The sequence below is a fragment of the Komagataeibacter europaeus genome (assembly GCF_002173515.1).
Taxonomy (GTDB): domain Bacteria; phylum Pseudomonadota; class Alphaproteobacteria; order Acetobacterales; family Acetobacteraceae; genus Komagataeibacter; species Komagataeibacter europaeus.
Map to the genome: position 1 here is coordinate 2,553,354 of NZ_CP021467.1, position 26,108 is coordinate 2,579,461.

At 63.9% G+C, this 26,108-nt stretch carries 24 protein-coding genes and 1 tRNA gene; 16 read left to right on the forward strand and 9 right to left on the reverse strand.

All coding sequences use genetic code 11. The features are described from left to right. The first annotated feature begins 181 nt into the window (after positions 1 to 181). From S101446_RS11810 to S101446_RS11825, 4 genes are all read left to right on the forward strand, one after another. Positions 182 to 1,384, forward strand: a complete 1,203-nt coding sequence (locus S101446_RS11810) for an MFS transporter (RefSeq protein ID WP_010508559.1) — start codon at positions 182 to 184, stop codon at positions 1,382 to 1,384. Between the two features lie 45 nt (positions 1,385 to 1,429). Then, positions 1,430 to 2,014 (forward strand): LOG family protein, encoded by a 585-nt coding sequence (locus S101446_RS11815; RefSeq protein WP_053322960.1) that lies wholly within the window; start codon positions 1,430 to 1,432, stop codon positions 2,012 to 2,014. 55 nt (positions 2,015 to 2,069) lie between these two features. Beyond that, a tRNA-Pro gene (locus S101446_RS11820) sits at positions 2,070 to 2,146 on the forward strand. A 182-nt stretch (positions 2,147 to 2,328) separates the two neighbouring features. Then, the gene (locus S101446_RS11825) at positions 2,329 to 3,093 is read left to right on the forward strand and encodes a polyprenol monophosphomannose synthase (protein WP_087608431.1); all 765 of its coding nucleotides are present in this window, start codon (positions 2,329 to 2,331) and stop codon (positions 3,091 to 3,093) included. Positions 3,094 to 3,326: 233 nt separating this feature from the next. Here S101446_RS11825 and treF read toward each other — a convergent pair whose 3' ends face one another. Further along, positions 3,327 to 5,612 carry an alpha,alpha-trehalase TreF gene (gene treF / locus S101446_RS11830; RefSeq protein ID WP_408884644.1) on the reverse strand — a complete coding sequence of 762 codons (2,286 nt, stop codon included), beginning with the start codon at positions 5,610 to 5,612 and terminating at the stop codon, positions 3,327 to 3,329. An 801-nt stretch (positions 5,613 to 6,413) separates the two neighbouring features. On the opposite strand from treF, the gene tldD reads away from it, so the two are divergent. Next, positions 6,414 to 7,874, forward strand: a complete 1,461-nt coding sequence (gene tldD, locus S101446_RS11840; RefSeq protein ID WP_087608882.1) for a metalloprotease TldD — start codon at positions 6,414 to 6,416, stop codon at positions 7,872 to 7,874. Positions 7,875 to 7,975: 101 nt separating this feature from the next. On the opposite strand, the gene S101446_RS11845 is transcribed toward tldD, so the two are convergent. From S101446_RS11845 to S101446_RS11860, 4 genes are all read right to left on the reverse strand, one after another. Then, positions 7,976 to 8,722 carry a pyridoxine 5'-phosphate synthase gene (locus S101446_RS11845; protein WP_087608433.1) on the reverse strand — a complete coding sequence of 249 codons (747 nt, stop codon included), beginning with the start codon at positions 8,720 to 8,722 and terminating at the stop codon, positions 7,976 to 7,978. Then, entirely contained in the window at positions 8,719 to 9,708 is a 990-nt protein-coding gene (gene pdxA / locus S101446_RS11850; protein WP_087608434.1) for a 4-hydroxythreonine-4-phosphate dehydrogenase PdxA, read from the reverse strand. Before pdxA ends, S101446_RS11845 begins: the two co-directional genes overlap by 4 nt. Next, positions 9,701 to 11,107 carry a M20/M25/M40 family metallo-hydrolase gene (locus S101446_RS11855; protein ID WP_087608435.1) on the reverse strand — a complete coding sequence of 469 codons (1,407 nt, stop codon included), beginning with the start codon at positions 11,105 to 11,107 and terminating at the stop codon, positions 9,701 to 9,703. Before S101446_RS11855 ends, pdxA begins: the two co-directional genes overlap by 8 nt. Positions 11,108 to 11,275: 168 nt before the next feature. Further along, positions 11,276 to 11,560 (reverse strand): hypothetical protein, encoded by a 285-nt coding sequence (locus tag S101446_RS11860; protein ID WP_010510690.1) that lies wholly within the window; start codon positions 11,558 to 11,560, stop codon positions 11,276 to 11,278. Positions 11,561 to 11,704: 144 nt separating this feature from the next. Between S101446_RS11860 and S101446_RS11865 the strand changes: the two genes are divergently transcribed. From S101446_RS11865 to S101446_RS11875, 3 genes are read left to right on the forward strand one after another with little or no spacing between them, the layout of a single operon-like run. Continuing rightward, entirely contained in the window at positions 11,705 to 12,127 is a 423-nt protein-coding gene (locus tag S101446_RS11865) for a LapA family protein (RefSeq protein WP_019085173.1), read from the forward strand. 56 nt (positions 12,128 to 12,183) lie between these two features. Further along, a complete protein-coding gene (gene pyrF, locus S101446_RS11870; RefSeq protein ID WP_087608436.1) occupies positions 12,184 to 12,891 on the forward strand; it encodes an orotidine-5'-phosphate decarboxylase in 708 nt (235 codons plus the stop codon). Between the two features lie 20 nt (positions 12,892 to 12,911). After that, positions 12,912 to 13,535: a phosphoribosylanthranilate isomerase gene (locus tag S101446_RS11875; protein ID WP_087608437.1), complete on the forward strand. Its 624-nt coding sequence runs from the start codon at positions 12,912 to 12,914 to the stop codon at positions 13,533 to 13,535. Here the strand turns inward: S101446_RS11875 and S101446_RS11880 are convergent. Both S101446_RS11880 and S101446_RS11885 read right to left on the reverse strand, forming a co-directional pair. Continuing rightward, a complete protein-coding gene (locus S101446_RS11880; protein WP_048850332.1) occupies positions 13,532 to 13,840 on the reverse strand; it encodes a hypothetical protein in 309 nt (102 codons plus the stop codon). The genes S101446_RS11875 and S101446_RS11880 overlap by 4 nt on opposite strands. 278 nt (positions 13,841 to 14,118) lie before the next feature. Beyond that, on the reverse strand, positions 14,119 to 14,544 hold the full coding sequence (locus tag S101446_RS11885; RefSeq protein WP_019085177.1) for a DUF721 domain-containing protein: 426 nt from the start codon (positions 14,542 to 14,544) through the stop codon (positions 14,119 to 14,121). On the opposite strand from S101446_RS11885, the gene mutY reads away from it, so the two are divergent. The 3 genes from mutY (at position 14,543) to hemH (ending at position 17,029) form a co-directional block, all read left to right on the forward strand. After that, complete coding sequence (gene mutY, locus S101446_RS11890; protein WP_087608883.1) at positions 14,543 to 15,703, forward strand: A/G-specific adenine glycosylase; 1,161 nt, start codon at positions 14,543 to 14,545, stop codon at positions 15,701 to 15,703. The two genes, S101446_RS11885 and mutY, sit on opposite strands and share 2 nt — an antisense overlap. Positions 15,704 to 15,756: 53 nt before the next feature. After that, complete coding sequence (locus tag S101446_RS18635; RefSeq protein ID WP_268762504.1) at positions 15,757 to 15,882, forward strand: hypothetical protein; 126 nt, start codon at positions 15,757 to 15,759, stop codon at positions 15,880 to 15,882. Positions 15,883 to 15,961: 79 nt separating this feature from the next. Further along, complete coding sequence (hemH, locus tag S101446_RS11895; RefSeq protein WP_087608438.1) at positions 15,962 to 17,029, forward strand: ferrochelatase; 1,068 nt, start codon at positions 15,962 to 15,964, stop codon at positions 17,027 to 17,029. 23 nt (positions 17,030 to 17,052) lie between these two features. Here hemH and S101446_RS11900 read toward each other — a convergent pair whose 3' ends face one another. Further along, the gene (locus tag S101446_RS11900) at positions 17,053 to 17,646 is read right to left on the reverse strand and encodes a hypothetical protein (RefSeq protein ID WP_208620519.1); all 594 of its coding nucleotides are present in this window, start codon (positions 17,644 to 17,646) and stop codon (positions 17,053 to 17,055) included. A gap of 412 nt (positions 17,647 to 18,058) precedes the next feature. Here S101446_RS11900 and S101446_RS11905 point away from each other — a divergent pair, with 412 nt between their 5' ends. Then, positions 18,059 to 19,516: an ArnT family glycosyltransferase gene (locus tag S101446_RS11905; protein WP_087608440.1), complete on the forward strand. Its 1,458-nt coding sequence runs from the start codon at positions 18,059 to 18,061 to the stop codon at positions 19,514 to 19,516. Between the two features lie 43 nt (positions 19,517 to 19,559). On the opposite strand, the gene S101446_RS11910 is transcribed toward S101446_RS11905, so the two are convergent. After that, positions 19,560 to 20,630 carry a COX15/CtaA family protein gene (locus S101446_RS11910; protein WP_087608441.1) on the reverse strand — a complete coding sequence of 357 codons (1,071 nt, stop codon included), beginning with the start codon at positions 20,628 to 20,630 and terminating at the stop codon, positions 19,560 to 19,562. Between the two features lie 117 nt (positions 20,631 to 20,747). Between S101446_RS11910 and S101446_RS11915 the strand changes: the two genes are divergently transcribed. The 4 genes from S101446_RS11915 to S101446_RS11930 all read left to right on the forward strand — a co-directional run bounded on the left by S101446_RS11915 (position 20,748) and on the right by S101446_RS11930 (position 25,916). Next, positions 20,748 to 21,452, forward strand: coding sequence for a TVP38/TMEM64 family protein (locus S101446_RS11915; protein ID WP_010510668.1), 705 nt, complete (start codon positions 20,748 to 20,750; stop codon positions 21,450 to 21,452). An 87-nt stretch (positions 21,453 to 21,539) separates the two neighbouring features. Beyond that, on the forward strand, positions 21,540 to 22,832 hold the full coding sequence (locus tag S101446_RS11920) for a multidrug effflux MFS transporter (protein WP_010510667.1): 1,293 nt from the start codon (positions 21,540 to 21,542) through the stop codon (positions 22,830 to 22,832). A 184-nt stretch (positions 22,833 to 23,016) separates the two neighbouring features. Beyond that, positions 23,017 to 23,547, forward strand: coding sequence for an adenine phosphoribosyltransferase (locus S101446_RS11925; RefSeq protein WP_010510664.1), 531 nt, complete (start codon positions 23,017 to 23,019; stop codon positions 23,545 to 23,547). 134 nt (positions 23,548 to 23,681) lie between these two features. Next, positions 23,682 to 25,916 carry an FUSC family protein gene (locus S101446_RS11930; RefSeq protein ID WP_010510662.1) on the forward strand — a complete coding sequence of 745 codons (2,235 nt, stop codon included), beginning with the start codon at positions 23,682 to 23,684 and terminating at the stop codon, positions 25,914 to 25,916. Positions 25,917 to 26,108: the final 192 nt, after the last annotated feature.

The following is a 26,108-nucleotide window of genomic DNA, read 5'->3' on the forward strand; positions in this document are numbered from 1 at the left end:
CAGATCATGCCTGCATGCATCCCGCACAGGGCAGTCGTGCGGGAACGAATGGCCATGGGTTGGTTTTTTCAGGTTTTTCCATAAGCCCTATGGTGATTTTGCTCCACAATGATTTTGTGGGGCGGACAATATTGCTGGTATCCGCGTTTGATCGGGGCGCTTGTTTTTCATTACGGAGTTTATGCGTATCATGACCGGGCCGCAGGCTGCATCGGGGTCTCCTACACGGCGGATACTGCCCGTCGTGCTGTTCAACCTTCTGTGTTACATTGATATTGGCCTGCCGATGGCGGTCATCCCGGTCTTTGTGCATCAGGTACTCGGATACAACACGGTGCTTGCGGGGCTGGCAGTGTCCGTGCAGTACCTTGCCACCTTTGCTTCCCGCGCGGGTGCCGGGCGGCAGGCGGATCGCCGTGGGGCGAAGCCCACGGTGGTCGTTGGCCTTGCGGTCTGTACCCTGTCCGGGGCGGCGCTCATGCTGTCGGGGCTTCTGCTGCATTTCGCGGTCCTGTCCGTGGTCCTGCTGATTGCCAGCCGTATCCTGCTGGGGGTCGGGGAAAGCTGGACGGCGACCGGCGCCATCATGTGGAACATCGGGCGCGTCGGGGCAGGGCGCACGGCGCAGGTCATATCGTGGAATGGTGTAACGTCGTACGGCGGCATAGCCCTTGGTGCGCCCATCGGGCAGATCCTGTCGGGGCTGCCGCTGCCATATGGGGGCCTTACGGTTGTGGGACTGCTGTCGGCGGGGCTGACCCTGTTCGGGTTCGTGCTGGCGCGGCAGTATGCCCCCGTGCCGCCCGTACCCAGCAAGGCGCCCCCCATGCCGTTCCATGCCGTCTTCAGGCGCGTGCTGCCCCATGGGATGGTGCTGGCCTGCGGGTCCGTGGGGTTCGGGACGATTTCGGCCTGTCTTGCGCTGTTCTATGCCCATAACAACTGGAGCGGGGCCGCAACCGCGCTGACCGGATTCGGCCTGACATTCGTGCTCATGCGGTTTCTGTTCGCCCGGCAGATCGACCGGCGGGGCGGGCTGGTTGTCACATTCGTGTCGCTGCTGGTGGAAACGCTGGGCCTGTGCGTATTGTGGCAGTGTTCCACGGTTGGTGGCGCGGCATTGGGCGCCGCATTGACGGGGGCGGGGTTCTCGCTCGTGTTTCCGGCCATGGGCGTGCTGGCGGTGGCCCGCGTGGGGCCGGAAAACCGGGGGGCGGCACTCGGGGCCTTTTCCGTGTTCCTGGATATTGCCGTGGGCCTGTCCGGCCCCCTGCTTGGGCTGGTGATCCAGACAATGGGGTATGGGGCACTGTTTCTGGTGTCTGCCCTGTTCACGCTGGCGGGTGTGGGTGTAACCATTGTGTTGAAATTCCTGCCGCGCTGAACGGCGTGGCGGGCCGATAGTTCTGTGGGGAGCTGAGCTGGATAGATGCAGATTTCATCTGTTGCCGTTTTTTGTGGATCACGTTTCGGCTCCCGGCCGGAATACGCGGCGCAGTCGCGTGCGCTGGGCACGGCGCTGGGACAGGCCGGGATCCGTCTGGTCTATGGCGGGGGGCATGTGGGCCTGATGGGCACCGTGGCGGATGCCGTTCTGGCCGCAGGCGGGGCGGTGACGGGAATCATTCCTGCCTTCCTGCATTCGCGCGAGATCATGCATGAAGGTGTGACCGACCTGACCGTGACCGACAGCATGCATGACCGCAAGGCGCGCATGTTCGCGCAGTCCGACGCCTTCGTGGTGATGCCCGGTGGTCTTGGCACCTTTGACGAGACGATCGAGATCATGACATGGCGGCAGCTACGCCAGCATGACAAGCCGATCTATATCGTCAACGTGGCGGGCTGGGCCGATCCGCTGCTGGCCATGGTGGATGCCTGTATCGCGGATGGATTTGCCTCTCCCTCCGCGCGGAACCTGTTCGCGGTGGTGCCCGATGTCGCGACATTGATGACGGCGCTGGCGGCCCTGCCGGTGCAGGCGGATGCACGCGACAGGGTGAGCACGCTGTAATTCTTTCATCTATCCCCTTGCCTTAAACGCAGCAGCCCTGTATAGCCGCCTGCAACGGAGTGTAGCTCAGCCTGGTAGAGCACTGTGTTCGGGACGCAGGGGCCGGAGGTTCGAATCCTCTCACTCCGACCAGTTTCGCAAGCCGGTTATTTTCGGATAACCGGCTTGTTTCCGTTTTGCGGTATCGTTCCCGGCATGTTGCGGCAGTGCGGGAAATCCTTTATCCCCAACTTCCCGGTGGATCACGATCTGGTTGGCTGTATCTCCGGTCGTGTATCCGTCTGGTATGTGAACCCCGGGGACATTGATTGAGCATGCACGTTTCTTCCGCCTCATTGCAGCAGGACACGCACGCCGGGCGTGAGGTCCGGCCGGGGCCGGTACTGAGCATCATCATCCCGTGCTATAATGAACGCGGAAATGTCGAGCCCCTGTTCCGTGCAGTGGAAAAGGCTGTGACACGTTATAGCTGGGAGCTCATTTTCGTTGATGACAGTTCCCCCGACGGCACCATAGACGAAGTATGGCGTCTGGCGCAGATGGACAGCCGCGTGCGCGGTATCCTGCGTGTAGGGCGTCGTGGGCTGTCCTCTGCCGTGATTGAGGGGATCCTGTCCTCATCCGCCTCCGTGGTGGCGGTGATGGATGGGGACATGCAGCATGACGAATGCCTGCTGGAACAGATGGTCGATGTCATCGAACAGCAGGGTTACGATATGGCGATCGGCAGCCGCCATGTGGAAGGCGGTGACAATAGCGGCCTGGCCAGTTCATGGCGGCTGTTCCTGTCCAATGCGGGTATCCGCATTGCGCAGTGCTTCCTGTCCGTGCGTGTGCGCGACCCGATGAGCGGTTTTTTTGCCGTCAGGCGTGACCTTGTTGTCAAATCCCTGCCAAGGCTGTCGGGTATCGGGTTCAAGATCCTGCTGGATCTGCTGATGTCACAGCAGGTTGCCCCCAAGGTGATTGAACTGCCTTTTGTTTTCCGTTCGCGCCAAGAAGGCGAAAGCAAGATGGGCAGGAAGGTGCTGGTCCAGTTCGCGCAGATGATTTCGTATCATATGCTGAAAAAAGGCTGACCGGGACGAAGGTTTCTTTCATGTCCCGACATTGCGGGCATCGTTTGCCGTGACCTGCCTGCATCTTATAAATGCCTGTAAATTCGTACAAATGTTGTCTGCTGAAGCTTTTTTCAAAAAGGCGGTACCCCAAAACGTTTAGTCACTCAGCGGGAGGGAAACGGCACCATTCTTTCCTCCTCACCCAGCAGGCAAAAAAAGAGGGAAGGCATAAACCTTCCCTCTTTCTGATTTCATGATGGCGGCAGGGCGCTGTCATTGTGGGCTGGCGGCCTGGGGGCTGCCTGTCCCGCTTCGGGGTTGGCCGGTGGGGATGTCGTGGTCGGCGTGGGCGTGGCCGGTTGCGGCGGGGGCCCGGCGGCAGGCGTAGCCTGTGGCGTGGTTGCCGCAGGTTGCGGCGCGGGGGGGGGATTGGGCGTGGCAGACGTATCCGGTGCCGGGGCGGGCGTCGGTGCTGCTGCCTGTGGCGCGGCACCCGTGGCACCCGCCGTCTTGTCTGGCATGCTGGCAGGCGCGGGGGCGGCCGCATGCTGGTCCATGCCTGCGGCCGCAGGCGACGTCACCGTGGCGGGTGCCGGTGGGGGCGTATCGGCGGGCGGGGTTGCCGTTGCCTGTGCCGCAGGCGCGGCAGGTGGGATCTGCGTGGCCGATGACGGCGCGCTGGCCCCCACGGTTGATATCTGCGGCAGGGCCGGTGTCGGGGCAAGGGTTACCGTAGGCTGACTGTAACGGCTCAGCGCATCGGTGTCGCTCTGGACGCCATAGGGGTTCATCGGCGGCAGGGGCTGTGGTGATGGCTGGTCCGCCGCCGGGTTGCGGTCAAGCACGACACGGGTGTTCTGCGGGTAACGGTTCATAAGTCCCAGCAGCGTGCCATTGGTCCAGCCAAACCCGATCTGCATCGGGTATTCGCCACCGCCCTTGCCGCCCTTGGGGCTGATGAACGGATTGACCACGTCATATTTTTCCAGCAGCACACCGGATTTTTCATACGTGCCGATCACACGGCCCATCCAGCGGGCCGCGATATCACTGGCCAGTGCGTCATAACCATACTGGTTCAGGCCCTTGACCGCCATCCATTGGAGCGGCGCCCACCCATTGGGTGAATCCCATTGCTGCCCGCTGCCGCTGCGTTCGGTGGCGATCAGGCCGCCAACCTTGAGCAGATTTTTGCGCACGGTTTCCGACACGGCCTTGGCCTGCTCGGGCGTTGCCATCTGCATGAACAGGGGTACGACGGTGGCACCTGACAGGATGGAGGTCGATTCCCCCTTCTTCCAGTCATAATCGATGAAGGCGGCCCGGCGTTCATCCCACAGGATACGCTGCACCGCGTCGATGCGCTCCTGCGCCAGGCGGTTGTAGCGGGCAGCCGCGTCCTTGTTGCCTTTCAGATCATAGGCATGGGCCAGCGTCTGCTCCAGATGCGGGATCATGCAGTTCAGTTCGACTGTCAGCAGGTCGGTGGTGTGGATGGTGGACAGGGTATGCCCGTCCGCCAGCCAGCGCGACGAGAAATCCCACCCGGTTTCCGAACCGGCGCGCAGGTCGCGGTAGACTTCTTCCTTCGGGCGACCGGAATGGGCGGCGGTGGCGATATCCTGCGGGTAGCTTTCGTCACGCGGGGTGTCCATGTCATCCCAGTGGCGGTTCATGAGCGTGCCGTCAGGCAGGCGCACGACATGGCGGTACGCACCGCCAGGCGGGACGGAATCCTGCCCGTCCATCCAGTAATCATATTCGGCCTGCAGTTCGGGCAGGAAAGTGGTGTAGGCCACCTGACCATCATGCATGGCCAGCAGATCCACCATCAGCGAGAAGAACGGCACCTGCGACCGGCTGAGGTAATAGGTGCGGCTGCCATTGGGAATATGGCCGTACCGGTCGATCATCGACGCCATGTCGCGCACCATGTCGCGCATGAGGTCGATCTTCTGGTTTTCGTACAGCCCGATCATCGTGAAGTAGCTGTCCCAGTAATACAGTTCACTGAAACGCCCGCCAGGCACGACATAGGTATAGGGCAGGGGAAGCTGTGATGAATACGCCACCTGCGTGTCGGGTGGCCGGCTGAGGACTTCCCACATGCCATTGATGTAGTCGCGCACGTTTTCATCAGGGCTGCGCTGGTAGGAAACCGTCTTGCGTTCGGGCAGGGTGAAATGCCGCGCCACGAAATCCTTGAGCGAGAAGTCAGGCCGCAGCTTGGCGACATTGTATTCCGCCAGGAGGTCCGCCGGGGCCTCATCAGGAATGGCGTCGGCGGCGGTCTTGGCGTCGGTATAGATATGGGCCTCGCCAATCGCCTGGAACAGCCCGTCCAGCACGATCGAGGGGGGACGCAGGTCCTGCACCAGTGCGGCCGGCGCGCCCGCATCGGACAGCAGGGCATCGGCGGGTGGCACCGGACTGCTGCCGGTGGAAGCCGGCCCATCCTTGTGCACGGTCTGCACCGGGGACGTGCCCGGCGTGGACGGCGCGGCATCGGCGTGGTCGGAACCGCCCGCCGCCGGCATGGCGGCGGGGGCCGGGGGGGACGCCACCGGGTTCGGCGTGCTGTTGCCCGCGGGCGGGGCCGTGCCATCGGGCGCGGCGGGAGTGGGGGCCGCTGGCGTGGCGGGCGTCGTGTCCGTCGTGCTGGCGGGGGCCTTGCTGTCCCCGCTGGCGGCGGGGGGCGTGGTCCCCGGTGATACGGCAGCCGCGCCCGCCTGTGCGGGCGGGGACTGTATCCCGGCATCCGGTGTCGCGGCGTGGGCGGGTGGCAGCATGTTTCCGCTTCCCGACAGGGGTTCAGGCGTTGGTACGGAATAGGTCTGGTCCGCCTGTCCCTCCGGCTGCGTTGAGACTCCGGGAACCGTCGCGGGGGAAACGGGGGCGGCTGTTGTCCCATCCGTGCCCGTGAGGGGCGAGGAGGGGACAGCAGCAGAAGACGCCGTGGGGGCCACCTGTGACGGGGTCGGCGTCGCCTGGGCCAGGGCGGGCGTGCCTGTATAAAGAAGGCCGGCCAGCAACAGCCCGGCCTGACGGGGCGCGGACCGGGTCAGACTAGAACCGCACAGGAGGGAAACTTTCACGAGACGCCATTTCTCCAAATAATAAAAACCTGATTTTCGCACCATGCCTTGCCTTGTGTCCCTACCACAAAGGAAAACCCTCCAGATGGAGGGAAGTTCATTTTTATGCATGGTACCTGTCATGATGAGAGACCAGCTTTTCCCCAGCAGGCAAAAGCGGTTATGCTGCCTGCCCTCCCGGCCCGTGCGGCCCGGGCATTGATGTCCTTTCATTCCTGTTCCGCCAACCGGAGTCACCGTTTCATGCCCTTATCCCTTCAGGGTCTTTCCCCGCTGGCTGCAACTGATGCCCTGTTTTTTGAACGGGCGGGCGCGCGCCTCGGCCGTCCCGATGCCGAACGCCTGGTTCGCCATGCGCTGGAGGGAATGGATGATGGCGAGCTTTTCCTGGAATATCGTGAAAGCGAGGCGATTTCGCTGGATGAAGGGGTGATCCGTTCCGCCACCTTTGACACCTCTTCCGGTTTCGGCCTGCGCGCCGTGCTGGAGGCGGAAACCGGCTTCGCCCATTCCGATGACATAAGCGAAAGCGCGATCCGCCGGGCCGGGGAAACCGTCAGCCAGATCAGGGCGGGCCGTTCGGGCACGCTGGCCGTGGGGCCGCGTTCCACCAACCATCGCCTGTATCCCGACATCAATCCGCTGGAAGAAGGGGCTTTTGCCTCCCGCGCCGCCATGCTGTCGGAACTGGACGCCTATGCCCGCGCGCGTGACCCGCGCGTGGTGCAGGTCATGGCGTCGATTTCCGCTGAGTGGCAGGCCATCCAGATCATCCGCCCTGATGGGCAGCGCATGGCCGACATCCGCCCGCTGGTGCGCATGAATGTATCGGTGGTGGTGGAACAGGACGGGCGGCGTGAAAGTGGCGGCCACGGGCTGGGTGGCCGTTATTCCTATACCCGCCTGCTGTCGCCACAGGTGTGGCAGGGTGCCGTGGACGAGGCCCTGCGCATGGCGCTGGTCAACCTTGACGCGCGTCCCGCCCCGGCCGGGGAAATGGAAGTGGTGCTGGGTGCCGGCTGGCCCGGTATCCTGCTGCATGAAGCGGTGGGCCATGGGCTGGAAGGTGATTTCAACCGCAAGGGCACATCCGCCTTTGCCGGGCTTATGGGCAAGCGGGTGGCGGCCCCCGGTGTGACAGTGGTGGATGATGGCACCCTGCCCGAACGCCGGGGCAGTCTGACCATTGATGATGAAGGCACGCCCACCGGTCGCACCGTGATGATTGAGGACGGTATCCTGACCGGCTACCTGCAGGATCGTCTCAATGCCCGCCTCATGGGTGTTTCCCCCACGGGCAACGGGCGGCGGCAGTCCTATGCCCACGCGCCCATGCCGCGCATGACCAACACCATCATGCTTGGCGGCGACGCCACGACCGATGACATGATCCGCAGCACGAAGCGTGGGCTTTATGCGGTCAATTTCGGTGGGGGACAGGTGGACATCACATCAGGCAAATTCGTGTTTGCCGCATCCGAAGCCTACATGATCGAGGACGGGAAGATCACCACCCCCGTGCGGGGTGCGACCCTGATCGGCAATGGCGCGGACGCCATGACGCAGGTGACCATGATTGGCAGCGAACCCTCCCTTGACCCCGGTATCGGCACCTGTGGCAAGTCCGGGCAGGGCGTGCCGGTGGGCGTGGGTCAGCCGACCCTGAAAATGACCGGCCTGACCGTGGGTGGCACGGGCGGCTGAGCCAGAGAGATTAAGGAACGAAAGTTTCCGGGTGCCGTCTTTTTTCAAAAAGACGGCGTTCCCTGAAACTGTTTGAAAAACGCTTCACCAGAAAACGTCTTTTACTTTCGCGACGCTGCGATCACACCCTTCATGTGACGGATTACGGCAGGCAGTCCGTCAAAAATGGCCTGCCCGATCAGGAAATGCCCGATATTCAGTTCCATGATCTGCGGCAGGGCGGCAACCGGGCTGACATTGTCATAGGTCAGTCCATGGCCTGCATGGACTTCCAGCCCGCATCGCGCGGCATGTTCCGCGCCCGTCGTCAGGCGGCCGAGCTCAATCGCGCGCGCCGCTTCGTTCCGGGCATCGGCATAGGCGCCCGTATGCAGTTCCACCACGGCCGCCCCCAGTTCCGCCGCCGTTTCGATCTGCGCGGGATCCGGGTCAATGAACAGCGAGACACGGATTTCCGCATCACGCAGCCGGGCGATGCGGGGCGCCAGTTCGCTGGCCTGTCCACGGACGTCCAGTCCGCCTTCGGTCGTGACTTCCTGCCGCCGTTCGGGCACCAGGCAGCATGCATGCGGGCGCAGGCGGGTGGCGATGGTGGTCATTTCCTCCGTCGCGGCCATTTCCATGTTCAGTGGGATCGATAACTCTGCGCGCAGGCGCTCCAGGTCGGCATCGCGGATGTGGCGACGGTCCTCGCGCAGGTGGGCGGTAATGCCATCCGCGCCTGATGCCTGCGCCAGCAGCGCGCCCTTTACCGGGTCGGGATGCGTGCCGCCCCGTGCGTTCCGCACGGTGGCGATATGATCGATGTTGACGCCCAGCCGAATGGGCGTGGCAGGGGATGTTGTCATGACCTGTTCCTGTGTTCGGCCATCCGCATGGCCATGTGCAGTGCTGCGACAAGGCTGGACGGATCGGCCACGCCCCGCCCGGCAATGTCAAAGGCGGTGCCGTGATCGGGTGATGTGCGGATGATGGGCAGCCCCAGCGTGGTATTGACCCCCTGCGTCATGTCGATGGTCTTGAGCGGGATCAGCGCCTGGTCATGATACATGCACATCGCCACGTCGTACCGTGCCCGCGCGGGCGGCGTGAACATGGTGTCGGGCGGCCATGGCCCGCTTATGTCCATGCCATCGGCGCGCAGGGCGGCGATGGCGGGGGCGATGATGGTCTGTTCTTCCGTGCCCATGCTGCCGTCCTCGCCCGCATGGGGGTTCAGCCCGGCAATGGCGATGCGTGGCGTGGCAATGCCGAAGTCACGCTGCAGGGCCGCATGGGTGGTGCGGGTGGCGGCTATGATGGCGCTGGTGTCCAGTTCATCCAGCGCGCGGCGCAGGCTGACATGGATGGTAACAGGCACGACCCGCAGTTCCGGGCAGGCCAGCATCATCACCTCGCGTCCCGGCACGTTGCACAGGGCCGCAAGGTATTCGGTATGGCCGGGATAGGCGAAACCGGCTTTTTTCAGCACGATCTTGCTGATCGGGTTGGTCACCACGCCTGCGGCCTGCCCGTTGCGGGCCAGTTCCACCGCGCGTGCGATGGACGTGGTGATGGCGTGGGCGTTGCCACTGTCCTGCTGGCCCGCATGGACCGGCACCTGCAGCCCGACCGGCAGCACCGGCACGGCGTGGGCAAAGACTTCGGCCGCCTGGGCAATGGTGGTGATTTCGCGCACCGGCACATCATGCCGCCCGATCAGCCCCGCATCGCCCAGCACCACGAACGGTGTCGTGCCCTGCCGCATGGCCCGCCATGCACCCGCAGTGATTTCCGGCCCGATTCCCGCCGGGTCCCCCATGGTCAGGGCAAGGGGCAGGCTGCTATCAGGCATCTGTCTTGCCCATGGCGTGCAGGATGCGGATCCATGACCGGATGCCCTTGTGGAAGGATGTCAGGTCATATTTCTCGTTGGGGGAATGGACGCGGTCATCATCCAGCGCGAAACCCACCAGCAGGGCGGACATGCCCAGGATACGCTGCATGTCGGCCGCCACCGGGATCGACCCGCCACAGCCGATGGTGACCGCAGGCGTGCCCCATTCATCCCCCAGCGCCCCCAGCGCGGGCTGCAGGCCAAAGGTGTCATCGGGCACGACGCTTGCGACCGACCCGCCGCAGGGCGTGAAGGTCACCGTGCAGTCAGGCGGCAGCCGGTCACGCACATGGGCACAGAAAGCCTGGCGGATATGCACCGGGTCCTGCCCCGCCACCAGCCGGAATGACACCTTTGCCATGGCGTCACCCGGCAGCACGGTCTTGAACCCTTCGGCGGTATAACCGCCGGAAATGCCGTTGATTTCGAAACTGGGGCGGCACCATGTCTGTTCGATGGCGGTATACCCCCTTTCCCCGGCAGGCACGGACAGCCCGACATCTCCAAGGAAGGCTGCGTCATCGGGGGCGATTTCACGCCAGCGCGCGCGCAGCGCTTCCGGCGGGTCCTGCACGCCGGCATAGAAACCGGGCAGGGTGACGCGGCCGGTGGCGTCATCGCGGATGGAGGACAGCACCCGGCACAGCACTTCCGCCGGGTTGCGCGCGGCGTTGCCGTAAATGCCCGAATGCAGGTCGCGGCTTGCGCAGCGCAGGTGGATTTCCTCGCCCACCATGCCGCGCAGCGTGGTGGTGATGGCGGGCACGCCGGGCAGCATGGCGGTATCGCAGATCAGCCCGACATCGGCGCGCAGTTCTTCGCGATGCGTTTCCATGAAGGGCAGCAGGCTGGGGCCGCCGCATTCTTCCTCGCCCTCGATCAGCAGCGAGATCCGTACCGGCATCTGTCCCGTCGTTGCGCGAATGGCGCGCAGGGCCTCGATAAAGGTCATGACCTGACCCTTGTCATCCGATGCGCCGCGCGCGGTGATCTGCCTGCGGCCATCCTGTGCCGTCACCAGCGCGGGTTCGAACGGGTCTCTTGCCCACAGTTCCAGCGGATCGACAGGCTGCACGTCGTAATGGCCGTAAAACAGTACATGCGGGCCAGCGGGCGGCGTGCGGTCATGCGCCACCAGGATGGGATGGCCGGGTGTTTCATGCAGTGTCACGTCAAAGCCGAGGCTGTCGAGTTCATCGAACAGCCATTGTGCCGCCTGCCTGCAATCCGCCGCGTGTTCGGGCTGGGTGGAGATGCTGGGGATCCGCAGGAACGCGAACAGTCGCGCAAGGGCGTCATCAAGCGTGCGGTCCGCCTGTTCCAGCACAGGCGCGGGGGAAGCGGGTGAATCAGTCATGAACTTTCCATTTTTGCAGCACGCGTCAGGCAGTCCGAACGGGACAGGGTACGATTTTGCCTGTTATGGGGGCAAAAGCAACACGTCCGCCGGTAGTGGCTGCCTGCAGGTATGCGCGGATCATGGGCATGCATGATCGAAGGGCCGCCATCCTGATATCCTGGCCCGTCAACACCCGCCATGCAGGAACCCCAGCGCGGGCAGGGGGCGCCACGCGCGGGGCAGGTCCGCGCGGCGATAGGGGCGGATGCTGTAATGTGGCACCGCGATTTCATTGCGTTCCAGAAAGTTGCGGTAGGCGGCCACCTGCTGGCTGCGCCATTCACAGTCCGCTTCCGCGCTGGCGCGTGTGGGATAGATGCTGGCGATTCGCGTGTCGCGTCCGGTGCGGGCGACAACCGCCCAGGATTCGTCACGTCGCGCCGTGGTCCGGAAAACAACAACCTTGCCCATTGTTTCGTCCCTGTCCCGGTGGCCTGTCGCGTGTCATGGCCTGTTACCCACAGGCAACCATGCCTGCTGCGCACGATCAAGCGGCACGCCGGATGAATTGATTTCCTTGCAGCCCCCTGTTCTTGGCGGTAGGGAACAGGGATCATGATACGTCTTTTCATTACCCTGCCCGTGATCGTGGCACTGATCATTTTCGCGGCCTGCAACCAGGCGCCGGTGGAACTGTCATGGCTGCAATGGAAATGGACGTCATCGCCCGGCGTGCTGGCGCTGCTGGTTGCCGCCCTGCTGTATGCCACGGGGTCCGCCAGCGTGTGGGTCGTGGTCCTGCGCCAGATGCGCCGCGCCCGCCGCGCCGAACAGGAAGTGCGCGCCCTGCGCGCCCGCCTGCCGGAAAATGATACCGGGGCGGCCCGTGCCCCCGGCCTGACATCCGCCCCGGCCAGTTCCCCGATGGTGAAGGCGTATGAAGCGGAACAGGCGACGGCGGCCGCCAGCCCCGTCGCGACGGAACCCGCCGTGGTGACCCCGCCCGCCATCACGGCGGAAAAGCCGCCGGGCGCCTGATCCCTTAATTCCCGCACGTCATCACGACCTGTATGCCTGACCATGGAGCACCGCCAATGCCTGGACGGTCCACCCGCCTGATTGTCGCCCTCGATACCAAGGATACGGCGCAGGCCGCGCGCTGGCGCGAACAGGCGGCAGGCCATGCCGACGCGGTCAAGCTGGGGCTGGAGTTCACCTATGCCCGTGGACTGGACGCCGTGCGGGCGGCCGCGGGCGACAGTCCGCTGTTCCTTGACCTCAAGCTGCATGACATCCCCAATACCGTGGCGTCCGCCATTGGCAGCCTTGCTGCCCTGCGGCCTGCCATGCTGACCATCCACGCCAGTGGCGGGCGCGCCATGATCGCGGCTGCGCGCAGGGCGGTGGATGAGACCTTTCCGTCCGGCAGCCGCCCGCTGCTGCTGGCCGTTACCGTGCTGACCAGCATGGATACGCAGGGCCTGCATGAAGTGGGCGTGCCCGGCAGCGTGGAGGAACAGGTTGTCCGCCTGGGCAGGCTGGCCATGGAGTCGGGGGCGGATGGGCTGGTCTGTTCCTCACATGAAATTGCCCCCCTGCGTCGGGCACTGGGTGACGGGCCGGTACTGGTCGTGCCGGGGATCCGTCCCGCCGGTAGCGCGCTGGGGGACCAGAAGCGGGTCATGACCCCGGCACAGGCCCGTGCGGCGGGGGCTGACTGGATCGTGGTGGGTCGTCCCATCACCCGCGCGCCGGACCCGGCGGCGGCGGCGGCGGCGATTGCCGCCGAACTGTCGGCCTGAACGGGGCAGGGGACGACACCATGCCGGTCAGGGTCAAGATCTGTGGCATCCGTGACCATGCGGGGCTGGATGCCGCCGCGCAGGCCGGGGCGGACTGGGTCGGGTTCGTGTTTTTCAGTCGTTCCCCGCGTCATGTCACGGCGCAGGCCGCCAGCACGCTGGCGCGCGACATGGCGGTGGACGGGCCGAAGCGGATTGGCCTGTTTGTCCGCCCGACCGACGACGATATCCGCCGCGTGCTGGACCACGTACCGCTTGACGGGTTGCAGATCTATGATGATGCCGGGCGGATCGAAGCCATCCGCACCCACTCTGGCCTGCCGGTATGGGGCGCGGTGGGGATCGCCAGCAGGCATGACCTGCCTGAAACCTGTCGGGTGGATGGTCTGGTGATTGAATCCCGCGCGCCCGCCGGGTCGGACCGCCCCGGCGGCAATGCCCATGCCTTTGACTGGACCCTGACGCATGGATGGCAGGCCCCGGCGCCATGGCTGCTGGCGGGTGGGCTGAACCCCGATAATGTCCAGCGCGCCATACAGCACAGCGGAGCCCGTGCCGTTGATGTTTCATCCGGCGTGGAATCCGCCCCCGGCGTCAAGTCGCCCGAACTGATCCGTCGCTTCGTGCAGGCGGCCCGCGCCTAACGGTAATACCCGTAATACGGCGGCGGAGGTGGTGGCGGAGGCGGATACGCATAAACCGGATAGGGCGGTGGCGGATAGGCATAGACCGGATAGGGATAGCCATAGCCGTACCCCCGGTAGCGGTAAGGCGACATCGCGACACCCAGCGCCGTCCCCGTGGCAATGCCCAGGCCGAATCCGCCCCAGCCCCAGCCACGGTGCCATCCGCCGCCCCAGCCTCCACCACGCCATGCATAGGCGGCAGGGGCGGGCAGAATACCGACCAGTCCCATGGACACGGCCAGCAACAAGGCCAACTTACGCATCTCGGGTGGTTCCTTTTCCTGATCTCGTGTTCATTGATATGGGCATATGTCCGCCTGATATCCAGCCTTGTGCCTGCATCATTATGTGACAGGCCAGGATGGATTCCATGCTAGGAGACTGTCTGAAAATAGCCTCTTGATAAACAGGGATAAAAGTTTGCAGGGGGCACCTTTTTTCAAAAAGGCGACGTTTCCTGAAGCTTTTCGAAAAAAGCTTCACCAAAAACTTCGTTGTAATTTTACGCGATGGGCTGAAGGCCGGTTTCTCCAGACAGTTCCTATCGGTCGCGACCGGCATTCAGCCACCCACCCAGCCGGGACAGCGCCTCCTTCAGCGGCCCGTCAGGCATGTCGTCAATCTGCACGGGTGGCGGCGGCGGGCGACGGGGCGCGGCGGCGGGCGCGCGTGGCGCGGCGGTCAGGTCCTGCACCATCTTCAGGCGCTTGACCACGCCCTGCCCACAGGTGGTGTTGATGCGGGCGATGACGGTAGGGGCAAGGTGCTGCAGTTCCATCGCCACAGGTCCCCGGCACGCAACGGTCAGGGTGCCAGCACTCAGGCGGCGGGGCACGGTCATGCCCGCCAGGTGGGGACCGACAATATCGGGCCAGTCCGTCATGACCTGTACGGCGGCGGGGGACTGCTTGCGAAAGACGGGGCGGCTGATATGCGGCAGCAGGGCCGCCATGCTGCGCGTGCGCATGGACCGCCGGGGTGGTTCGGGCGGTGGTGTCTCATTCTTTCGCTTGCTGCGGGTCGGCGGGTTCGTCATAAACGGGTCCGTGTTACCTTCTGCTGCCGATCTGTTACGCTGGTATGACCGGCATCGTCGCACTCTGCCATGGCGCGCCCTGCCGGGCCAGAGCGCAGATCCCTATCGTGTGTGGCTGAGCGAGATCATGCTGCAGCAGACCACGGTTACGGCTGTCATTCCCTATTTCGAGCGTTTTCTGGACGCCTTTCCCGATGTGACGGCGCTTGCCCGCGCGCCGCAGGACCGGGTCATGGCGCTGTGGGCCGGGCTTGGCTACTACGCCCGCGCGCGCAACCTGCATGCCTGCGCGCGGGTGGTGGCGGAAAATGGCGGTCGCTTTCCCGATACTGTAGCAGGGCTGCTGGAACTGCCGGGAATCGGGGCCTATACCGCCGCCGCCATTGCCGCCATCGCCTTTGGCCGTCCGGTCGTGCCGGTGGATGGCAATGTGGAACGCGTGACGGCGCGCCTGTTCGCCATGACCGACCCGCTGCCCGGATCGCGCAAGGCCATCGCCCGGCAGGCGATGACACTGAATGCGGACCGGCAGGCCATCGCCCGTCCGTCCGATTTCGCGCAGGCCCTGTTTGACCTGGGCGCCGGGATCTGCACGCCGCGCGCGCCCGCCTGCGTATTGTGCCCGTGGCGTGGGACCTGTGCGGGAAACCGGCAGGGAATCGCGGCCAGCCTGCCCCGTCGCGCGCCAAGGGTGGCGCGGCCGGTACGCCATGGCGTGCATTTCTGCATGGTTGATGCGGCAGGGGGGATCCTGCTGGTCCGGCGGCCTGAAAAGGGGTTGCTGGGCGGCATGATGGGCCTGCCCGGTCCGCACTGGCGCGATGCGCCATGGCCACAGGCTGAGGCGCTTGACCATGCGCCCACCGCACCCCGGCTGCGCGTCAACTGGTGGCGGGTTGGGCAGGTGAAGCATGTCTTTACCCATTTCACGTTGCTGGTTGATGTCTATGCAGCGCGCATATCCACCTTTCCCAACAGTCTGGTAGGGACGGAAGGGGTCATTCATGACATGGACCGCGACGATGTGGCGCTGCCGTCATTAATGCGTAAATGCGTGGAACTGGCACGGGACAGTAATATTTTTGATTGACGCGGGCATGAAACGCGCGGTTGACTGGTAACTGTCCGATCAGGAAAGGGACCGTGATGTTCACTTTTGTCCAGATGCTTTCCCCCGTTGTCGCCATGCTGGGTGTTGCTGGCGTGGCATATTACCTGCGTGCGCCGGCGCGTGCGCTGCAGCCGGTCCGTGTGCGGACCCGCCGCTGAGACGTCGCCCGCGGCAGGGTAACGGGTATGTCCGCCTGTTCCTTTGCATACCTGAACGGCTTCATGTAGCAGCCGTTCCATGACATTCATTACCGTAAATCGTGCAGCGCGGCATGAAAATGCCCCGTCGCGTACCGGGGTGCTGCTGAGCAATCTGGGCACCCCGGATGGCACCGGCTATGGCGCGGTGCGTCGTTATCTGGCGGAATTCCTGTCGGACCGTCGCATTATCGAGGCCAGTCCCCTTATCTGGAAACCCATCCTGTACGGGCCGGTGCTGACCTTTCGCCCGCGCAAGTCGGGGGAGGCCTATCACCGGATCTGGCATCACGACCGTGATGAAAGCCCGTTACGCACCTATACCCGTGAACAGGCGGAACAGCTGGGCACGCGGCTGGCGGCGGATGATGTGCCGGTGGCCTGGGGCATGCGCTATGGCCAGCCTTCCATAAAACAGGCGCTGCATGACCTGGTGGCGCAGGGGTGCGACAGGATCCTGCTCGCGCCGCTTTATCCCCAGTACAGCGCCACGACGACCGCGACGGCCAATGACCAGGCGTTCCGTGTGCTCATGCGCATGCGTAACCAGCCCGCCATCCGCACGTTGCCGCCGTTTCCGGACCATCCCGCCTATATCGCGGCCCTTGGCCGATCCATTTCGGCGCGTCTTGCCACGCTGGATTTCAAGCCGCAGATGATCGTGGCGTCCTTCCACGGATTACCGAAGATCTATGTGGAAAAGGGCGATACCTATGCTGCCGACTGTCAGCGCACCATCGCGGCGCTGCGCCGTGCCATGGGTTATGATGAACAGATGATGCCGCTGACCTTCCAGTCACGTTTCGGCCCGGCGAAGTGGCTGGAACCCTACACCGCGCCCTTCATCGAATCGCTGCCCGCACGTGGGATCGAGCGTATTGCCGTCATCACGCCTGGCTTCATTTCCGACTGTATCGAAACGCTGGATGAAATCGGCAATGAAGCGGGTGATGCTTTCGTCAAGGCGGGCGGCAAGGAACTGGCGCTGATTCCATGCCTGAATGACTCCCCTGACGCCATTGACCTGCTGGAAACCCTCGTGCGGCAGGAACTGGGTGGCTGGCTGCCCCACGCGGGCACGGATACCGCGCCCGTCACACCCGGTTAGGGTGCTGGTCGCTGGTCCCGGCCTTATGGCCGGTCGCAGCTTTCGGTCAGGGTATTATAGACCTGACCACGCGGGCAGGTGACGGGCCTGCTGGCGGGGGCGGCCTGGCCCGTGGCCGGTTGTTGTCCCTGCCGTGGCGGGGCGGTCTGATCGGTCACAAGTGTGGACAGGTCCTTGTCATAGACGGAATCGTCTTCCGGTGCGTTGTTGCCCGTACCGTTATAGATCTCGGGTGCGGCCTGATAGCTGGCGCCGGCTGCGGCGGCCCCCATGGCCGGGGCCATGGCGTAACCGCCCCAACCCCATCCCCAGCCGCCACCCCAGCCCCATCCGCCCCACGGATAACCCCAGCCGCCATAGACGGGGTAATAGGGATAGTAGCCACCACCCCATCCACCCCAGCCCCATCCGCCGCCGCGCCACCGGCCGCCGCCCCGGCCTTCATCATGCCAGCCGCCGCCATAGCCGCGACCCCCGCCACCGTGCCAGCCCCCGCCGCCACGACCGCCACCCCCACCATGGAAGCCGCCCCCGCCATGCGGTTCGGCATGGGCGGCTGGCCCGCATGCGATCAGTGCCAGCAGCGTACCCGTCACGACATGTTTCAGCTTGAGCATGTTCCATTCCTGCATATCTGAATGCGATGTATCGCAGAAAATCATCCATCTGGAAAAGATGTGGCGCGCCATGGGTCCGGATTGCCCCGGAGGTGAGGGGCAACCGATACCTGCCGTCCGGTTCCGGGCGGTGTATGTCCCATATGGTTATCTTCTGTCCGGTCTGCACCCGTGCAACGGGGTATGACATCATAAAAAATGGCAGGCGTAATATATGAAATTATCATAGTGCATTCTAACAGTATCCACGCGACCGGGTTCAGGTCAGGATGGGGAGTGTGTACGTGTGCGTTAATCAGGGCAGGGGGGCAGATTATTGTCATTGCGGAAGCATGAAAATGCCCGGATGCGTCATATTTCCTTCATTTTTTCATAATAATATAATAATCAGGCCATGAAGAATAAAGTCCATATGGAAAATATGAATTTTAACGTAAAAAAATCAATATGGCTTTATGTTGCAATACTTTCCATATTCATCCTTCTTGCTCCACATGTAGCATTCATTACCGCCCATGTATCGTTATCCAGTAATGAAGGCTGGAACGCCTATCTGGCACGGCGCGCCATAGGGCTGGATCATGCGCCGCTGTACCCCCCGGCCGAACAGATGGTGTTCAATAATTACCCGCCCAGTTCGTTTTACGTTGTCGGCCTGTTTGGCTGGCTGCTGGGGGACATGATCGTGGCGGGGCGCATCATTTCGCTTCTGGCGCTGCTTTTCTGTGCCTGGGCTGCGGGGCGGATTGTCCTCGCCTGTGGCGGAACACGGGGCGGGGCATGGTTTGCGGGCCTGCTGATCGTACTCTATTCCGCTGTTTTCTATAGTGATTATGTCGCCATGGATGACCCGCAATGGCTGGGGCAGGCCGTTATCATGGCGGGATTCATGCTGTTGCTGGGTAATGGCCGTGAACCGGGGCGGGCCTGTGCATGGCGGCCTTTCTGCGCGGGCTTCGTCGTTGTCGCGGGACTGACCTTCAAGCACAATATCCTGGCCCTGCCGGTGGCGGTCCTTGTGTGGCTGCTGCTGACCGACTGGCGTCATGCTGTCTCATGGATGGGGGGATGTCTTGTGTCCCTGTGCCTGCTGGGGGGGCTGTACTACAGCAGTTTCGGTCCGGATTTCATTCAGGGCGTCTTTGGCCATAAACGCGTTTTCTATGTGCATGGCATGCTCAAGGGGTTAGGCAACGTGCTGGGACTGGGCGGCATGATGGTGTCATGCGCATTCGTGCCGTGGCGGCGTCTGCCCCATCGGTCCGGACTGTTGCTGGGGCTGTATCTGCTGCTGGCGGTGGCATCGGCCATCGTGCAGCGTACGGGGGCCGGGGTGTCGCATAATGCCTGTTTCGAAGCACTGATCGCAGCCGCCCTGTGCGCGGGTCTGGCCATGTCGCGCCTGGTGACCATCGGGGGCACGGTTGGCCGTGTGCCCATGCGCGCCGTCCTGGTGGGCATGGTGGGGCTGAACCTGCTGCCGGTGGTGGTCAGCCTGCCGGTGTACCTGCCCTACCTCTACCGCAGCAATGTGACCGGCATCGTGCATAGCCTGGCGGCATCTGACGAAACGATTGCCGCCGTGCGCGCGATTGATGGCGATGTGGCCTGTGAGACGCTGGCCCTGTGCTACTGGGCGCACAAGCCGGTGGTGATGGATTTTTTCAACTATTCCCAGCATGTCGCGGTCACGCATGACGCGATGGTGCTGGAGCGGGCGGTGGACCGGCACGATATCGCGGCGTTCGTCAGCAATTCACGCTTTGATACACAGGAAGATGTCTGGGAGTTTCCCAGCCTGTGGCGCATCATCCGCGCACGCTACACACATGTGCGGCTGCAGGGCGCGGCCTATATCGTAACACCATGACCGATGCGGTGGCGGCACGCCGTGCGTGCCGCCACCGCGCATATTACGGGCGGCCTACCCCGCGCAGGCGATGCAGGGTGACGATGGCCGCTGTCAGCACGATGGCCGCACAGGTCTGGTGGACCGTTCCCGCCCAGACCGGCACCACCAGCAGCAGCGTGGTCACGCCCAGCGCATATTGCAGCAGCACCAGCCAGCCCAGTACCGCCAGCGCGCTATGGACATCCCGCCCCAGTTGCGGCGTGCGCAGCCCCAGTACGATGGTGCCGCCGATGACAAGGGCCGTGGTGGTGGCCAGCAGGCGGTGGTCGAACTGGACGGCGGGGATGTTCTGGAACCAGTTCAGCCAGAACGGGTGCAGCCGTCCATAGCCCGACGGGATCAGGTGACCATCCATGAGCGGAAAGGTGTTGTAGGCAAACCCAGCATGCGTGCCCGCGGTAAAGCCACCCGCAATGACCGTGATGCCGACCAGCAGGCAGATGGCCCAGACCAGGCGATGGACGCGCACGACTTCAGGCGTGGCGGGAATGAAGGTCGGGCGCGGTGTCCGCACGGACAGCGCCGTCCACAGGATGGCGATGTACAGCGCGAAGGCGCAGCACAGGTGCAGCACCAGCCGCACGGGGGCGACCGCCGTGCTGTCCGGGTTGAAGCCCGACGCCACCATGAACCACCCGATCGCGCCCTGCAGCCCGCCCAGCACGAAAAACAGCACCAGGCGCAGCGCCAGGCCCCGGCTCAGCGCGCCGGTGATGGAAAACCAGATCAATGGCACCAGCAGGACCAGCCCCATGAGCCGCCCCCAGAAGCGGTGCGTCCATTCCGCCCAGAAAATCTGCTGGAAGCCCGCAAGCCCGAATCCGTCATGCAGGATCTTGTATTGCGGAATGGTCTTGTACAGCGCGAACTGCCGTTCCCATTCCGCGTGGGTCAGGGGGGGGATCATGCCGGTAATGGGCCGCCAGTCCATGATGGACAGGCCCGATCCGGTCAGGCGGGTATAACCGCCCAGTGCGATCATGCCGACAAGCATGAAGCAGATTGCAAACAGCCACGTCGAGATACGCTGCCGGTTGCGCAGCTCCTGCGCGGACGGGGGCGTACGGCCCATCAAGGAGCCGGAGGGAGGATATGCGGACATAACCGGATTTAGACCGCCCTTGCAGTCCGCTGCAAGGCGATGCTAGGCGCGAAGGACCAGATCGCTGTCGGAAAACGGGACGCACGCATGATATTACCGCACGCCGCACAGCCCGCGCCGCCCGCCCGGCCCACGTTGCGTGTGCTGGTCCGGCCGGTGCTGCTGCTTGTGGCCTTTGTCGGGTTTGCGGCGGTCCTTGGCCGCCTGCCCGGGCTGCGGCATATGCTGACGGCTGGCCCCGCCCTGCATTCGGGGGTGGAAGGCGTGGTGATTTTCATCCTGGCCGCCAGTGTGTTCTGCGCATTTGGCCTGCCGCGGCAGGCGGTGTGTTTCGCCGCCGGCGCCGCCTATGGAATCGGGGCGGGCTGCGTCCTGGCCACGCTGGCCACCGTGACCGGGTGCCTGTGTGGCTATGGGTGGGGCATGTGGGCGGGACGGCCGCGCATGCCCGCGCGGCTTGTGGCAACCATGGCGCGGCTGGACGGTTTTGTGCGGCACGAGCCGTTCGCGTCCGTCCTGACGCTGCGACTCATGCCGGTGGGCTCGGCGCTTCTTCTCAATCTGGCGTCGGGCATGCTGGGGGTGCGGGTCATGCCGTTCATGCTGGCCACGCTGCTGGGCAGCCTGCCACAGACCGTCGTGTTCGTGCTGGTGGGGTCGGGTATCCGGCTGCAGGGACCATGGCGCATCGGGGTGGCGACCGTGCTGTTTGCCCTGTCCGCGCTGGTGGGGCTATGGCTTATGCGCCGCGTGCGCATGCGCCGCCCCGACATGGCAGGGGTATCGCGATAGCGAATTGCAGTATGTCGTAATTAGATGGTGAAAAAGTGGACCTGGCTGGTCTACTAGTCCCCACAATCTTTCAATATGGAGTGCCTCATGGGCTCATCCGCAACGGCGGGCCATTCAGCGGAAAAGCCCGTGCCGGAAACGACTGCCCGCCCGATGGGGTGGATTGCGATCCTGCTGGGGTTCCTGACCGCGGTCGGCCCGGTTTCAACCGACATCTATCTTCCTGCTTTCCCGGAACTGGAAACGACGCTGCACGGACGGGCGGGTTCCGCGCAGATGACGCTGGCCATATGGTTCGTGGGGCTGGCGATCGGGCAGATCACCATGGGGCCGCTGTCGGACCGTTTCGGCCGGCGCAGGCCCATGCTGGTGGGCACCCTGGTCTATACGCTGGCGTCGGTCGGGTGTGCGATGGCGCGGGACATTCCCACGTTTTCGTTTTTCCGCCTGGTCGCGTCGCTGGGGGCATCGGCCAGCCTGATCATTCCCAGCGCCTGCGTGCGCGACATGTCACATGGCAATGAATCCGCGCGCCTCATGTCGCGGCTGGTGCTGGTGATGGGGGTCGTGCCCATCCTGGCGCCCACGCTGGGGGGCATGGTGCTGTCGATTGCGTCATGGCGGTCGATCTTCTGGGCGTCGGCGGTGTATGGCCTGATCTGTATCCTGCTGATCTGGCGTGTCCTGCCCGAAACGCTCAAACCCCAGAACCGCAGCGAGTTCTCGCCCGTCACCCTGTTCAGCCGGTACATGATGCTGGCGCGTGACCGCGGGTTCATCACCCATGCCATGATTGCCGGTTTTTCGTGCTTCATGTCGTTTACCTACCTGTCCGCCGCCCCGTCGGTATTCCGTGGCCTGTTCGGCCTGTCGGCGGCGCATTTCGGCATGCTGTTCGGTGTGTTCGCGGTGTGCATGATTGGCGCGTCGCAACTGAATGGCATGCTGGTGGGGCGTATTGACGCCGCCCGTATCCTTGGGGTCGCGGTGATGGTCGCGGTGGCGGGGACCATTGCCATGACCGCCGTGGCCATCGTCATCGCCTTCGCCATGCAGCATGGCGGCCATCCGCCACTGTGGATGATGGGGTGCCTGATCCTGACCATGATGGTGTCACTGGGCACCACGGGCATCATCGGGCCCAATGCCACGGTGGGCGCGCTGGCTGACCACCCGCGGTTCGCGGGCAGCGCATCGGCATTCGTGGGCACGCTGCAGTATGTGCTGGGGGCCGTGGCGGGGGCATTCGTGGGTATGCTGCCGACCAATTCCCCCATTCCCATGGCGGGTGTCATGCTGATGGGGGCCGCGATCATGCTGGTCATGGTGCTGCTGCGTCCCGCCCGCCCGCCCGGCAGTGCGGAGGCGGGGAAGGAATAAAGTCTCCTCCCGCCACATCAGCCCGTCAGGGCGCGCCAAAGCATGTGCCCCGTACCCGGTTGGGGTTGTCGCCCCGCCGTGTGGCGGCTACAGCGGGGGGCCGTCCTCAGGGGCGACACTTTCGTGAACGGGGCAGGCATGTCCCGGATCTGTATGACCACCCAACGGGGACTGCGCACCGATCATGACGACTGCCAAGATCGACCTGAAACAATACATCCGTAACATCCCGGATTTTCCCAAGCCCGGTATCCTGTTCTACGATATTTCGACCCTGATGCGGAATGCGGATGCATGGCAGATCGCCATGGGGCGCCTGGCGGCGGCGGTGGCGCCGTGGGCGCCGGACATGCTGGCGGCCATCGAATCGCGCGGGTTCCTGACGGCGGCCCCGCTGGCCAGTCGCCTTGGCTGCGGGCTGGTCATGCTGCGCAAACCCGGCAAGCTGCCGGGCAAGACGGTGTCCCACAGCTACGACCTGGAATACGGGTCCGATTCGTTGCATATCCAGGCGGATGCGATCCAGCCGGGACAGCGCGTGGTGGTGATGGATGACCTGCTGGCCACGGGTGGCACGCTGGTGGCGTCCGTCTCCCTGCTGCGCAAGGTGGGTGCGGATGTCGTGGGGGCCGCCACCATGATCGAACTGACGGGCCTTGGCGGCCGCGGCCGGCTGGATGTGCCGGTCAAGACCCTCGTCTCCTACGACGAGTAACCGGCGACGCCGGGCGCGTGATATGTGGCATGCACCGCCCTGCGGGCTGTCATCGGGCTGTCGGCCTGTGCGCGTGGGCGGTATGATGTACAGTGTGGATGGATTGTATCTGAACAGGGGGGCTTAACGCCGGGATGAAAGGTCTTGAGCTTTCCCTGATCCGTTTCAGCAATCAGGTCCGTGGCTTTTTCAGGCGACTGTGGCCGCCGGGCATGACCCTGCGGCAGGATCACCTGCGCTGGCTTTACGCGCCTGGCATCTTCACCTTCGGCTACGCGCTGCGGACCACCATTACCTCCCTTATCGCGCTGGGCATTGCGCTGTGGTGGGAACTGGGCAGCCCGCAATGGGCGGCGCTGACGGTCTGGATGGTGGCGCAGGGCACGCGTGGCAAGAGTGTCGCCAAGGCGCGCTGGCATCTGTTTGGCATGGTGGTCGGCACGATCTGTGCCGTGCTCCTGGTGGCGGCCTTTCCACAGGCGCCGCTCATGTTCATTCTCATGCTGGCGATCGGGATCGGCACGTTCTGCTTTATCGGGACATTGCTGCCCGGTCCCGCCACCATGACCAATTACCGTATCCATGGCATGCGGGCGAGCGGCTTTACCTATGCCATCATCTCGCTCGACGGGATTGCCGACCCTGAACATATCTTCATGACGGCCATGGCGCGCGCGACCTATATCGTGCTGGGCATCGTGCTGGAAAGTACCGTCTCCTCCCTGTTCCAGTTCAAGCTGGAAGAACGCGCGCAGGACCGCCTGGCCAACAATTTCCTGACGGCGATCAACGGGGCGGCCCAGACCCTTGCCGGCCTGCTGTCGGGTGATACGCAGGTCCTGAAAAAGGCGCGCGGGGTCTTTTCCAACATTACGTCCCTGAGCGACCAGATCGAATTCGCTGAAGTGGAGATGGGATCCCATCGCGGGCATGAGGGCGATCATGCGCGTGCGGCCCTTGCGCGGGTGGCCATGCTGCTGTCGCGCGGACTGGATCTTGCCGCCCTGATGCAGGGACCATGCGGGAGGCCCGATGCCGCTTTCGCCGCGACATCAAGCGAGGTGGAGGCCTTCCTCAAGGATATGGCCTCACAGATTGAATCCAGTGATGACATCCATCCTGTCCTGGCCCGCCTGGCGGCGTTGCAGGCATCGTGCCGGCAGAGCGTGGCCGATTCACTGGATCAGGAAATGGGCAGTCCCGGCAGCGCCCCGGTGGACCCGCAACTGGTGCAGATGCTGTCGCAGCAGCGCATGCTCAACTATGCGCTGGGGGAAATACTGGATGAACTGGAACAGGCGCTGATCCAGTTTGACGCCAGCCGTCATCCCCTGCTGCATGACCATTTCCACTACCGGCTCAAGACCTTCCGTGACTGGCAGCAGGCCTTTACCAACAGCCTGCGGGCATCGGTCACCATTTTCGGGTCGGGCCTGATCTGGGTCACCACGTCGTGGTCATCTGGTCTGACGTTCATGATGTTCGTCTCCATCGTGTGCAGCCTGTTCTCCACGCTGGAAAAACCGGCGCTGGCCACGCGGGCCTTCCTTGGGGGGGCGATCATTGCCTCGGTCGTGGCGGGGGTGCTGGTGCTGTGGCGTCTGGCGGAACCCACCACGTATGAAATCATGGCCGTGTGCCTGTTCCTGCCCATGCTGGCGGGGGGGCTGGCCTTTGCCTATCCCGCCCTGGTGCTGGGGGCGGTTTCTTACAACCTGTTCCTGCCCATCCTGCTGGGTCCGGGCAACCAGTCGCGACTGGATGAAGTGGCGTTCTTCAATACCGCCATGCCGCTTGTGCTGGGGCTGTGGTACGCCATGTGGTCATTCAGGCTGGTCCTGCCGTTCGATACGAACGACATGCGCTGGCAGATGCGTACCGGCATCCTGCGCGGGCTGCGCTATATCGCGCGCGCGCGTAACCTGCCGACCACCCTGTATGTGGTCGAACATAACGTGGACCGCTTTGTCCGCCTGCTGACCAATGCCGAAAACACGCCGGATACGATTATCGACGCGTATCTGCAGGGCATCCTGTCCGCCATGACGATCGGGCTGAATGTCATCCGCCTGCGTGCGATTCTGGAACGCCACCTGCTGCCGCCCGAAGCCCAGCGCGTCGTCGGGGACATGATGCGGCGCATGGCGCAGTTCAGCGGACGGTACGGGGGGCATTACGGCCGCACGGCGCGATCCGCCAAATTCGCCATCGCGCACCTGCAGCAGATAGCGGGACAGGCGGATAACCTGGGTGTGCGGCTGGAAATCGACAGTGCGTTGACCTGTCTGTACGTGATTTCCTATGAACTGGATCACAACCAGAAATTCTTCGATGCCTCCAGCCCCTATCTCGACCCGGTCATGGCCTGAACATGATCCGGGGGGACAGGTCATGATCCACTGTCCTTGCCGGGCAAGGGATGGAAGACAAAGGTTTCTGGATGTCGCCTTTTTTGAAAAAAGGTGACGTTTCCTGACGCTTTCTGGAGAAGGCTTCACCAGAAATGTCTTTTATTTTGCGGGATGTTTCTAAAAAAAGGGCGGTACCATCATGGTACCGCC